Source organism: Borrelia miyamotoi, from assembly GCF_019668505.1.
GTDB lineage: Bacteria > Spirochaetota > Spirochaetia > Borreliales > Borreliaceae > Borrelia > Borrelia miyamotoi.
In genome coordinates this window covers 596,090-609,150 of record NZ_AP024371.1, presented here as the reverse complement: position 1 = coordinate 609,150, position 13,061 = coordinate 596,090, and the positions used below count along the sequence as shown (strand labels likewise).

9 protein-coding genes and 1 pseudogene are annotated in these 13,061 nt (G+C 28.2%); 5 read left to right on the top strand and 5 right to left on the bottom strand.

Annotated features, from left to right (window positions below):
• Positions 1–28 precede the first annotated feature (28 nt).
• Complete coding sequence (locus tag K5Q05_RS02885; RefSeq protein ID WP_025443605.1) at positions 29–1,294, top strand: ComEC/Rec2 family competence protein; 1,266 nt, start codon at positions 29–31, stop codon at positions 1,292–1,294.
• A 38-nt stretch (positions 1,295–1,332) separates the two neighbouring features.
• Entirely contained in the window at positions 1,333–2,169 is an 837-nt protein-coding gene (rsmA, locus tag K5Q05_RS02880; RefSeq protein ID WP_044003340.1) for a 16S rRNA (adenine(1518)-N(6)/adenine(1519)-N(6))-dimethyltransferase RsmA, read from the top strand.
• Here the strand turns inward: rsmA and pta are convergent.
• Complete coding sequence (gene pta, locus K5Q05_RS02875) at positions 2,140–3,186, bottom strand: phosphate acetyltransferase (protein WP_025443607.1); 1,047 nt, start codon at positions 3,184–3,186, stop codon at positions 2,140–2,142. The two genes, rsmA and pta, sit on opposite strands and share 30 nt — an antisense overlap.
• Positions 3,187–3,328: 142 nt before the next feature.
• Between pta and metG the strand changes: the two genes are divergently transcribed.
• Entirely contained in the window at positions 3,329–5,509 is a 2,181-nt protein-coding gene (gene metG, locus K5Q05_RS02870; RefSeq protein ID WP_025443608.1) for a methionine--tRNA ligase, read from the top strand.
• Positions 5,510–5,529: 20 nt separating this feature from the next.
• Positions 5,530–6,576 (top strand): annotated as a pseudogene (locus tag K5Q05_RS02865) (lipid II:glycine glycyltransferase FemX); the annotation flags it as partial.
• Here the strand turns inward: K5Q05_RS02865 and murD are convergent.
• Together murD and K5Q05_RS02855 are read right to left on the bottom strand one after the other, a co-directional pair.
• Positions 6,577–7,932, bottom strand: coding sequence for a UDP-N-acetylmuramoyl-L-alanine--D-glutamate ligase (murD, locus tag K5Q05_RS02860; protein WP_025443610.1), 1,356 nt, complete (start codon positions 7,930–7,932; stop codon positions 6,577–6,579).
• Between the two features lie 222 nt (positions 7,933–8,154).
• Entirely contained in the window at positions 8,155–9,501 is a 1,347-nt protein-coding gene (locus K5Q05_RS02855) for an MATE family efflux transporter (RefSeq protein WP_099497074.1), read from the bottom strand.
• A gap of 106 nt (positions 9,502–9,607) precedes the next feature.
• Between K5Q05_RS02855 and K5Q05_RS02850 the strand changes: the two genes are divergently transcribed.
• Positions 9,608–10,405 (top strand): M15 family metallopeptidase, encoded by a 798-nt coding sequence (locus K5Q05_RS02850; RefSeq protein WP_025443611.1) that lies wholly within the window; start codon positions 9,608–9,610, stop codon positions 10,403–10,405.
• Between the two features lie 2 nt (positions 10,406–10,407).
• On the opposite strand, the gene recG is transcribed toward K5Q05_RS02850, so the two are convergent.
• Both recG and K5Q05_RS02840 read right to left on the bottom strand, forming a co-directional pair.
• Positions 10,408–12,471, bottom strand: coding sequence for an ATP-dependent DNA helicase RecG (gene recG / locus K5Q05_RS02845; protein WP_025443612.1), 2,064 nt, complete (start codon positions 12,469–12,471; stop codon positions 10,408–10,410).
• Positions 12,472–12,480: 9 nt separating this feature from the next.
• On the bottom strand, positions 12,481–13,035 hold the full coding sequence (locus tag K5Q05_RS02840; RefSeq protein ID WP_172799054.1) for a YggT family protein: 555 nt from the start codon (positions 13,033–13,035) through the stop codon (positions 12,481–12,483).
• Between the last annotated feature and the right edge of the window lie 26 nt (positions 13,036–13,061).

Sequence of the window (13,061 nt, the reverse complement as noted above, 5' to 3'; positions counted from 1 at the left end):
AAATATATTTCTTAAAAAGAGACTACTAATGATTTTATTGTTTATCATAAGTTCATTAAACCTATTAACAAGATATTATTTAAGATTAAATTCAATTTATTTAAATTTAATCTTAATATTAGTATTCATAATCAAAAAAAATGCTCATCTGACACTCACATTCATAATTAGTACAGGTCTCCTAATCGTATTTGAAATTAGCCTCAATTTCAAAAGACTTAAGAATGATTTTTATCAAATAACAAATATTACATATCTTGAAAAATATTCAAACACTAGGATTGAATCAATAGACGGATTTGGTCAAAAATACAAACTTACATTTAAAAATATTGAAGACAAGTATCAAATCGGAGATATCATCAAAATTCAAAATAATAAAATCCAACTTATCAAAAGACCACTATTAGTAAAGCTAAAAGCGAAATACAATAAAAAAATAAATCGATTTTTAAACACAACCAGTACCAAATATTCTCACTTTTCCAAAGCAGTTCTAACAAATAATAAATTGGGAATAACAAAATATGAAAATAACTTATTTCAAAAAGCAGGCATATCACACATATTAGTTGTATCTGGTTTGCATTTTTACCTAACTTATATCATATTTTATCACTTACTCTATAAAATCAAAAATGAAAAACTAAAATACTTCATTCTAAGCACAATACTATTCAATTATCTAATATTAACTGGCTTTTCACCATCTGCACTAAGGGCATTCATAATGATAGAAACACTCATAATCTACAAATTGACATACGGAAAAATTAATTTGCTTAGCACATTATCAATTAGCTTTATAATAAATTCCATCTTCTTACCACACACACTAAACTCAGTAGGCTTCAAATTGTCTTATCTTGCAGTACTTGGAATATCAATCTCTCTTGAAATTAAGAAAAGATATAATTTAAACGCACTTATCTCTTCAATTTTTACAATCTTTCTGATTCAGATTACAACAGCTCCCATTCTTTACACTAATAATCTTAATCTTCAACCAATTTCAATAATATCAAACCTAATAGTTACTCCTCTCATACTAGTATTTTTAATAATAAAAATACTAAGTTTAGGAGCCTATGCAATAAACACACATCTGTTTTTATTCTTTGATCTAATAAACATCTATATATTCAAGACAATAAAAGGCACAGCTATTCTCTTTAGCAAATTTCCAGTAATTCAAAATCACAACATAGGAATATTTTTAGTCTTAAGTATTTTAACGATATTTTACATAATCTACAAATTAGAACAAGAAAGAGATACTGAAATAAAAGTCTAAAGCACCCAATATAGCAATATGCTATTATTTTACTATCTATGAACATAAACTATAACAGCATAAACAGCATTAAGCTTGCCCTTAAAAGCAAAAATATAGCTCCAAGAAAAATATGGGGACAGAATTACCTCATTAACGAGCAAATAAGAGAAAAAATAGTAGACTCACTGGAAATAAAAAAAAATGAAAAAATTTGGGAAATAGGGCCAGGTCTGGGAGCTATGACAACTATCTTACTAAAAAAAACAAATTTCCTAACAGCTTTTGAAATTGATCCTAAATACTCAGAAATTTTAAATGAACAATTTGGAAAATTTAAAAATTTTAAGCTCACCGAAGGTAATTTTTTAAAGACATATAAACGAGAAGAACAAAATATTAACAAAATATTTTCAAATTTACCTTATAATATCGCATCAAAAGTAATATCAGTGCTTATTGAAGATGAAATCCTAAAACACATGGTATTTACAGTACAAAAAGAACTAGCAAACAGAATGCTTGCAAAAAAGGGGAATAAAAACTATTCATCATTCACAGTGCTAGTCCAATCACACTTTAATGTAATTAAAATAATGGATATAGATAAAAAAAATTTTTATCCAATACCCAAAGTACAATCAACAACTCTCAAATTAATTCCCTGCAAAGGAGACATTAAAGACTTTAAAGCATTTAATAAATTAATTAGAACAGTATTTACAAGTCGCAGAAAAAAACTTAAAAATACAATCATTAACTTTGTCAAAGATAAAAGCATTCTTCAAAACGATTTCTTAAAAAAATTTTTAGATAAAAGACCTGAAGAGATCTCTGTCAAAGAATTCATCATAATTTCAAACAAACTAACTACTGATCATCAAAGCACTTGTTAATACGATATCATCCACAGAACAACCTCTTGAGAGATCACTAATAGGATTTTGCAATCCTTGCAAGAAAGGGCCATAGGCCTTAGCAAAAGCCAATCTCTCAACAAGCTTATAACCAATATTACCAGATTCTAAACTAGGAAAAATTAATATATTGGCAGCACCTGCAACTAAGGAATCATTACACTTTTTCTCAGCAATACTTTTCATCAAAGCTGCATCAAGCTGCAGTTCTCCATCAATAAGCAAGTCTGTACACTTACTCTTAACGATCTCTAAAGCACCTCGCACCTTTTCAACTTCTACGGAATGAGCAGACCCCTTAGTAGAAAAACTTAAAAGAGCCACCTTTGGCTGTGCACTAAAAATATTCCTAAATGAATTTGCACTATGTATTGCAATTTCTGCAAGCTGTAAAGAATCAGGATTAACTATCACAGCACAATCAGAAAACATTAAAATTCCTTCATATCCAAAACAAGTTTCAACCCGACTAAGATCACTTCCAGTATCCATAATCATAAAAGAAGATACAAATTTAGTCTCTTTAAGTTTAGGAAGTATTGTAAAAACACTTTTTAAAACCTTAACAGAAGGCGTTAAAGCACCACAAACACAAGTCTTAACTTCAGCAAGTCTAACCATCATCATAGAAAAAACAATTTCATCTAAAAGCTCTTCTTTAGCCCTCTTTAAAGTCAATTTTCTCTTTTGTCGCAAACTACAATATTCATCCATATATCTATCAAAACCCTTAAAAGAATCCAAATCTACAACCTTTACCATTGCTAAGATATCATCCCTAGATCCCACAAGTTCTTTTAATTTTTTCAAGATCTCATCTTCACGCCCAATAAGCACAACAAGTCCCGCAAGTTTTTCCTTTAAAATATCAATAGTAGCTTTCAAAATCCTAATATCCCCACTTTCAGGAAAAACTATACTAGCCTTATCTCCCTTTTCCACTACAATTTTTTTTGCTCTACCAAATACATAATCTTTGAAATTAAAGGACCCCATAACATCTCCTATGTAATATCTCTATGCTATACTTATATATTAATAAAATAATAAATTATTTAATAAACAAAATACACAAAATAAACTAGCATTAGTATTAAAATACGAATATAATACATCAAAAAAAGGAAAAATAAATTAAGTGAAAAAAAAGAATCTAATTACAGCTGCATTGCCATATGTTAACAACATACCTCACCTTGGCAACTTAGTACAAGTTCTCTCAGCAGATGCTTTTGCAAGATACTCAAGAATGATGGGAATAGAAACGCTTTATGTCTGCGGCACAGATGAATACGGCACAGCAACAGAAACTAAGGCTTTAATTGAAAAAACTACTCCTGAAGAACTTTGCAATAAATATCATGAAATACACAAATCAATTTATGAATGGTTTAACATTAAATTTGATATCTTTGGACGCACAACTAACAAATGCCACAAAGAAACTGTACAAGGTTTATTCCTAAAGCTAGAAAAAAATGGTTATATCACAGACAAAGAAAGCGAACAATTTTTCTGCCAACAAGATCTAATCTTTTTAGCAGATAGATACGTAACAGGAGAATGCCCAAATTGCGGACATAATGCAAAAGGAGATCAATGTGAAAACTGCTCTAAATTATTAGCTTCAACCGACTTAATAAATCCAAAGTGCATAATTTGCAAAAACACACCTATTTTAAAAACAACTAAACATCTCTACATTGACACACCAAAGATAAAAAATGAACTTGAGCATTGGATACAAACAACCTCACAGAATAAAAATTGGAATGCCAATGCTATTAAAATGACAAATGCATTCTTAAGAGATGGACTTAAACAAAGAGCAATAACAAGAGATTTAAAATGGGGAATACCAGTACCAAAAAAGGGATATGAGAATAAAGTATTTTATGTATGGTTTGATGCACCAATTGGATATATCTCAATTACAAAAGAAATTTTAAAAGATTGGAAATCATGGTGGAAAAATAATGAAGAAACAAATTTAGTGCAATTCATTGGAAAAGATAATATTTTATTTCACACTGTTATATTCCCTAGCATAGAGCTTGGAAGTAAAGAAAACTGGACAATGCTAAGTAATCTAGCTTCAAGTGAATATTTAAATTACGAAAATCTAAAATTCTCAAAATCTACAGGAACTGGAATATTTGGTAACGATGTCATAACAACTGGCATACCAGCTGATGCTTGGAGATTTTACATCTATTATAACAGGCCCGAAAAATCTGACTTTCAATTCACGTGGAATGACTTCATGGAAAGGATAAACAGTGAGCTTATTGGAAATTTTTCAAATCTTATTAACCGAGTACTAACATTTTATAAAAAATTTTTTGGAAAGAAAATAGAGAAAATAGAAATAAAAGAAGACTTTTGGCAAAAAATTAACTTCAAATATGAAAGAATTCTAAATTTTTTCAAAAAAACAGAACTAAAATCAGCTCTAAAAGAGATTCTTGATATTTCAAGAATAGGTAATAAAATATTTCAAGACAAAGAACCATGGAAAACAAAAGATAATGAACCTAAAGAAACAAAAGAACTATTATTAAACCTAATATATTTAATAAAGGACCTATCAATCTTAATTTCACCTTTTATACCGTACACAAGTGACAAAATAAGAAAGTTTTTCGGAGAAAGTTATGAAATTTCCAACAAATTCTTAGGAATAAATCTAGGTCTAAATACAATTCAGAACACGGAAGTACTATTTTCAAAGATAGAAAAACAATTAATTGACAGTTTAAAATTAAAATATTCAGGAGGTAAAAATATGCAAGACAAACAAATAGAAAATCCAATAAAATTATTCAGCGAACAAGTATGCTTAAGAGTTGTAAAAGTAAAAACAATAGAACGAAATCCAGACGCAGAAAAGCTTTTCATTTTAAAACTTGATGATGGGACTCCTGATGGAAAACAAATTGTAAGCAATCTTGCAGACTATTACAAAGAAGAAGAATTACTTGGAAAACACATAATAATAGTTGATAACCTAAAGCCTGCCAAATTTAGAGGAATAAGATCTGAGGGAATGTTAATTGCAACTGAAGATAAGGACAAAAATTTTAAGGTAATCATTGTAGAAGATTTTAAAGATAATCCCACTCCTGGAGAACGAATAATACTTGAAAGTGATATTAATAAAGAATTAAAGCATCCATCAAAGATCAACATAGATAAATTCTCTAAAACTCAAATTATGGCAGAAAATGGAGAACTTAAAATCAATGATATTAACCTCATATTAGAAAAATCTAAAGAAAAAGTACTATCTAGAGAAATCCTAAATGGGAAAATATATTAAGCTCTAATTAAGAAAAATCAATGGATATTAAAAAAATAGAAATAGAAAGCTTAAATGAAAATTACCTTCAAAGTAGGCTATGGACAATTGTAAAAAAAACTTCAAGCAAAAAAAGTCCATGGAAGGCTATAGCATTAAGTAGTAACCATTTCAATAAAATTCTTGTGATGCAAAGAAAGATCTTTGGAAACTTTTACCTAAGTTATATCGCTCATCCAGAATTTTCAAATCAAAAAATTGAAGAGCTTAATATTGAAAAGATTAATACTCAAATCAAAAAATTTAGTGAAAATATAAAACAATATTTGCATAAAAATACCATATTCGTACGATATGATTTAATGTTTTATACCTCAAGAAGTCTAAAAGAAAACTATAGCCCACTAAAAATTAAATTTAAAAATCTCAAAAAATCATTTGACGATATACAGCCCCCAAATACAACAATACTAAATTTAAACGATTCATTAGATAAAATCAAAGCTAAGATGAAAAAGAAAACAAGATACAATGTAAATCTCAGCAGTAAAAAAAATATAACAGTAATTATAGATGATGAATTTAAATATTTTGATGAATTTTACAAACTTCATCAAGAAACAGCTAAAAGAGATAAATTTGCTATTCACTCAAAAGATTACATAAGAGATCTAATAAAATCATTCAAAGAAGATGAGAACTCTAAAATCAAACTAATAATTGCACTATATAATGGCAAACTAATATCTGGAATAATTGTTGGAATATATAAAGATAAAGCTACATACCTCTACGGTGCCTCAAGCAGAGAAAATAAACACTTAATGCCAAATTACGCTGTGCAATTTAAAGCAATACAAATGCTTAAAAGTCTTTCAATACAAGAATACGATCTCCTAGGAATCCCTCCAACTGCTAACGAAAAGCATCCTTTATTTGGTCTGTTTCAATTCAAAACCGGATTTGGAGGCAAAATTATTCACAGAATTGGATGCTATGACTTTGTGTACCAAAAATTTTTATATAAAATATATAGCATTCTTGAGATATTAAGATACTTCCATTATAAAATCCTAAAAAAAAAGATTTTAAGTCATAATACTAACCAAATTTTTAAATTGATGTCCCCTATCAAATTCATTATTAAAAAGCTCAAAAGAAGCGCTAGCCGGGGAAAATAAAACTATATCATTTTGAATAGAAATTTTTTTTGCATAACAAACACATTCTTCTAAAGAAGAAAAAATAAAATACTTAATTTTATTGTCCTCTAAAAACTTAATGATCTTTAAAGTAGCACTTCCTCTTAACAAAATCCAAGTTTTAACCATGCTTAAAATCTCACCAAAAACTGAAAAATCAAGCTCCTTATCAGTTCCACCAACAATAAGATTAATAAAACTTCCATCAGCCTTTAAACTTCTAATAGACAAAACTGTAGAATCAGGAATTGTTGACGCCGTATCATTATAATATTTAACACCTTCACATTCTATTACAAATTCCAACCGATGCTCAATTCCATTAAAACCAGCAACAATCTTAGATACAACATCTAAATCCAAGCTCAAGTAACTTGCAACAAAAACAGCAATCATTTTAGAAATCAAAAGCACAATTCTTGATTCACTAAGAGTACTTATCACTTCCTTATTTAAATAAATCTTTCCATCTCTAAAATAAAAAATGTCATTTTCAAAGTTTAAAGGCATAGTTTCTGAAAATAAAACAACCTTGGATTGGGATTTAAATCTATAAAAATAATCATAATAGGCTTGATCTTGGAAGATCAAAATTCCTGAATCTTGGGCTATAAAAATTTTTGACTTATCTTTTATATAGCTATTAAAATCTGAATAATAATTTTGATGATCATGATAAATATTAGTTATAATGCTAATAATGGGACATAAATTTTTAAGATCATGCAATTGCCAGGAAGAAAGTTCTAAAACAATAGGCGATATTCCGTCAAGCTCATCTAAAAAACTTAAAGGAGATATCCCGATATTACCTCCAAGCTTAGAATTTGGATACTTAGAAACCAAAACCCTATGCAAAAGAGATGTAAGAGTCGACTTTCCCTTAGTTCCTGTAACAGCAATCACCGGATTTCGATTAAATATTAAAAATAAACTAATATCAGTTTCAATTCTTTTTGCAAGCTTTAAATACTTGTTATTAGCACTTACAGAAGGATTTTTAATAACAACATCTGCATTTTTAAAATCATCCTCATCATGATATCCTAAAACATATCGAATCCTATTTCTAAATTGTTCCAAAAATTTAATGCTTGAAACTAATTCTGACTCATTCTTTAAATCGGTAATTACCAAATTTCCGCCATGTTTCAACAAGAACCTAGCAACAGCCACACCTCCTCCATGAAGACCCAAACCCATAATCAAAAAATTTTTACCTTTTATATTATCTAAACACACAGCAACAGTATTATAACAAAATAACTACTCTGTTTTAACAGACTTTAATCTACTTAAGTAGTATAACATAAGGCATAAAAACACTAAGCTGAATAACATTATGAAAGACTTAATAAAAAGTAAAGTAAAAAATATAAATTAATATTAAATTAATCAATATAAAGTTTGAATCCATATTGCTCATACAATATCCTAATTAGCATTAAATAATACTTCTATAAATTAAGTCAGTTCTTCATAATGAATTTCCCTTATCCAGTCATCTTTAAAAAACTCTATTAAAATAAGTATACTTTTAAGGATTTCTTCAAAATTTACAATAAAAACTACTAATGGCAATCTAAAATTTGTAAAAAAAACTAAGAAATAGGCAACTGGTAATGTATAAAAAACAATTACTCCTACTTCAATATAAAAACAAATATTAGGAATTCCGCTAGCCCTAAAAATACCAACAAGTACCTGAGATGTAAAACACTTAAAAACAACAACACTTGCAAAAATAGAGATAAAGGTGCCAACAAGTTCAGGAAAATCTAAATTACTAAAAATAATAGGCGCAAATTTAGATGTCACAAAAAGAATAAAGGCTACCAAAAATCCTAAAATAATTCCAATAACAGATAAAAATATTCCCAATGATCTAACATGCTTCTTATCCTTTACCATAAGGTGTCCAATAATAACACCAGTCGCAAGTCCCATTCCATGCATCACAACAAAGCATAAATCAAAAAAATTAGATGCTACAGCAAAAGATGCATATTCACTACCTCCAAGTCGTGCATAAAAAGCATGCAAAACAGTTATACTTAAAACCCAACAAATCTCATGTAACAAAACAGGCATCAGTACGCTTAAATAAACTATTCTAACACTTTTTGAAACAATAAAATCACTTATTCTTAAATGGTAATAAAACTTTACATTTAAAAGGTTATAAAAAAAATAAAAGATAAACTCAATAATTCTAGCAATTAAAGTAGCATATGCTGCTCCACTTATTCCCATACTCAATTCAAAAATAAAGATGTAATTGAAAATAATATTAATTAATACAACAAATATAGTAATAATCAAAGGTATTTTTACATATTTGATACTCTTAAAACCCATTGCAGACAAAAAAGAATAAGTCATAAAAAGGTAAGAAAAAGAAATAATTTTTAAATAAGTCATACCAAAATTTAAAGACTCATTTTCTTCTATGAAGATATTAACAATCTCCTTTGAGAAAACAAAAGACACACAAAAGAAAATAATTCCAATCGTTGCTCCAATCACTAAAGCATAAGCAAATGCTTGCTTAATATGTGCAAATTTTTTCTTAGAAAATGCTTGAGAAGCATAAGCACTAAACGTAGTCCCAAGTCCAAATATAAAAATAAAAAAAATAAAAGTTACCCTATTTGCAAGAGAAACCCCTGTTACTTGAGCAGAACCTAAATAAGCAATCATGTAATTATCAAAAAACGTTACCAGTTGAAACAAAAAAGATTCACAAGCTATAGGAATGGCTAAAACCAGTAACTCTCTTAATATCGAATTATAACTAAACTTTCTTAGCATATACTATTTAGTTTATCACTTTTGCAAATAAAACTTAAAATTAATATTTATAAAAACTTAAAACTACTCCTATAATAAAAATAAATTATAATATAATTAAGTTTGAATGGGATTACTCAATATTTTTTCACTAACACTATTAATTAACAATTTAACTTTTCAATCAAAAAATACAATATCAAAACAAGATCTAGCAATCTTACTTAAAACAACAAAAGATTTATACGAACCTTATCAAAAACAAATAAAAAACAATCCCATCCAATTCATAAAAGAGATTAAACCATTACTTGAAGCAGAAAAAAATGATCTCTTAATAATTGTAAATAAAAAAATCCCAATTCCTAAAGAATACAATCCAACTGACTTGGTCCATTTAAAAAACTTTAAAGAATTAAAAAACATTGGAAAAGAAAGCTTAACGATAAGAAAAATATTAATAGATGACTTAATAAATCTTGTAGAGGCAGGCAAAGAAAATGGTTTCCAAATCAAAATAATGTCAGCATATAGAACAAAAGAATATCAAAAATTTTTATTTGAATATAATGTAAAAACTTACGGAAAAAAGATAGCAAAAATCCAATCAGCAATTCCTAACCACTCACAACACCAACTAGGAACAACTATAGATTTCATCAAAATAGATGATAATTTACTAAATACAAAAGCAGGCAAATGGCTTTATGAAAATTCATTAAAGTACGGATTCTCATTATCGTATCCAAAGAATCATGAAAGAGAAACTGGCTATAAATCAGAACCTTGGCATTACATGTACATTGGCAAACAAGCATGTACGATTCAAAAAAAATATTTCAACAATTTACAGTATAAACTTCTTGAATTTTGGAATAAACATAAAAAAGAACTTTCAAAGTTAATTCAAAAATATAGTAATTAATACTAATTATCTTTACCAACAGATCTTAAATATGAAAGCAAAAGATTATCAAGTAATTCAATATCTGATTTATTATAAAAAGACTTATTTAAAAAAAACATATTAAGTTCCTCTCTAATCAAACTTATGACTTCCCTATTCTCAATAAAATCAGCTATTTTAAGCTTTAAATAACCACTTTGTTCAAGCCCAAATAAATTGCCAGGACCTCTTAATTTAAGGTCTTCCTCTGCTATTTTAAATCCATCTATATTTTCTTTTATAGTCTTGAGTCTAAATTTCCCCGCTTCTGTTAAAGGTTCCTTATAAAGCAAAAATAAAAAAGATTTTAAACTACCTCTACCAACACGACCCCTAATTTGATGTAAAGCAGAAAGTCCAAAACGCTCAGCATGCTCAACTACCATGCAAGTTGCATTTGGACAATCAATACCAACTTCAATAACACTTGTTGCAACTAAAATATCTATTTTCCTCAAATAAAAATCCTGCATAATTTCTTCTTTGATATTAGATTCAAGCTTAGAATGAATCATAGCAACCGAATACTCAACAAAAATATTCTTAAGCGTTAAACACATACTAGTAGCATCTTTTAAATCAAATTTCTGTGAAGATGATATTAGAGGATAAACAAAATAAACTTGATGCCCTTTTGCAAGTTCATTTTTTAAAAACTCATACACTTTTTCTTCATTTCCATGCTTCGCTAAATAAGTAGTAACTGGTATTCGACCTGCAGGACCTTTCTTAATTAAAGATACCTGAAGATCACCAAAAAGAGTCAAAGCTAAGCTTCTGGGAATAGGAGTCGCTGACATTAAAAGAACATCAACTCCTTCTCCCTTATTTTTAAGCTCCTCTCTTTGTTCAACACCAAATTTATGCTGTTCATCAATAATGATATAAGCTAATTTTTTAAATTTTGTTCCTTGAGCAAAAATAGCATGAGTCCCAACTACTAAACTATAAATCCCACTCTGAAGTTTTTTCAAAACATCTTCCCTATCTCTCTTCTTTAAACTACCAGTTAAAAGAGCTATAGAAACATTAAAATCTTTTAATATTCTTGACAAATTGCTATAATGTTGCTGAGCCAAAAGATCAGTAGGCACCATTAATGCCACTTGATATCCAGCCTCAACTAAAGGAATGCTAGACAAAAAAGCAACAAGAGTTTTTCCACTTCCAACATCACCTTGCAACAATCTATTCATTGGCTTACTGCTTTTAAGATCGTCAATTATTTCATCAATTGCAACTTCTTGATCTCTTGTAAGCTTAAATGGAAGTTTTAAAATAATCTGCTCAAGCAAATTTCTTGATAGAGATCTCTCCCCCCTTAAAAAAACTTTAGAGTTTTTCCCCCTTGAAAAAAACTGAAGCAAAAAAATCTCCCTATAAATTAAAGTTTTTCTTGATCTATCAAGCATTTCAAAAGAACTTGGAAAATGAATTTCATTTAAAGCCTCATAAAACGGCAATAATGAATATTTATTGATCAAGAATTCAGGAATATCTGATTGCCCAAACTTGACAAAATAAACAAGAGCTTCTTTGATATAAGATGATATCTTTTTAGAAGTCAGTCCCTCACTAAGAGAATAAACCGGAACAATTTTTTTAAATCTTTCAGGATTATAACTAAAAACTTCACTATCAAAATTAGAACAACTCCACATCTGAGTATAATCGTTATAATTGAATTTAGAATAAATATAGAATTTTTGACCTATCTTAAAAATCCCTTCTAAAAATCCTCTATTAAAAAGAAGAATCTCGAATATCTCACCATTTTCACTCCGAGCTATCATTTTTAAATTCTTCCTAAAATTATGTCCAAAATTCTTATGTTCTAAAACAGTAAAAATTGTCATAAGTTCACAATTTTTAACTTTCAAGGGGTCTGGAAAAGTTTTTACATTTTGGCGATCCTCATATTTTTTGGGGAAATATTCTATGAGTTCTTTAATATTTGTAATTTGAAGATTACTTAACCTATCAATTCCCTTCTTACCAAGACCACTTATACCCTGTAAATCATATTGAAACTCATGTAAAAACATGCAAAATTCCTAAAAGGGCAAGTAAAAACTTAGCATACGAATAGCCTGTATAGTTTGCTCAAAAATAATTATGAATGCCATTAATAATGCTCCTGCTACAATTAAATTAAGAGCATAAGACATATGTTTATCTGTAACCATATTTTTTATCTTAAAAGACAAAGGAATTAAAAATGAATCAACGCTTCTAATAAAATCATTACCATCAAATAGATGTAAAAACAAAAATATTAATCTTAAAATAAAGAAAAAAATAACAGTAACAAAAATACTTCTAAATATTCCCCAGACCTCAACAATAAACAATATAACAAATGTAGAAAGCTTATAATCACCATAAGATAACATTTCCTCAACTATTGTAATAGTAATTAAAGCCGCAATTGGTGAAAAATCATACATACCAAGTCTGAGAAATCTAATCTTTCTAAAAAGAGATAAAAATGGCTCTGTTGAATTATATATGAATCTAAAAAACATACTAGTACTAATTCCTGAGGATACAAGCCAGCTAAGAAAAATTCTAATTAAAATTAAAATTCTATAAATATTCAAAAACATCATTAAAGTCTCTATTATCACAATTAACC

Coding starts and splice junctions, on each gene's coding strand:
- K5Q05_RS02850 (WP_025443611.1), top strand. CDS start 9,608: ATGGGATTACTCAATATTTTTTCACTAACACTATTAATTAACAATTTA.
- recG (WP_025443612.1), bottom strand. CDS start 12,471: ATGTTTTTACATGAGTTTCAATATGATTTACAGGGTATAAGTGGTCTT.
- K5Q05_RS02855 (WP_099497074.1), bottom strand. CDS start 9,501: ATGCTAAGAAAGTTTAGTTATAATTCGATATTAAGAGAGTTACTGGTT.
- rsmA (WP_044003340.1), top strand. CDS start 1,333: ATGAACATAAACTATAACAGCATAAACAGCATTAAGCTTGCCCTTAAA.
- K5Q05_RS02840 (WP_172799054.1), bottom strand. CDS start 13,035: ATGATGTTTTTGAATATTTATAGAATTTTAATTTTAATTAGAATTTTT.
- K5Q05_RS02885 (WP_025443605.1), top strand. CDS start 29: ATGATTTTATTGTTTATCATAAGTTCATTAAACCTATTAACAAGATAT.
- pta (WP_025443607.1), bottom strand. CDS start 3,186: ATGGGGTCCTTTAATTTCAAAGATTATGTATTTGGTAGAGCAAAAAAA.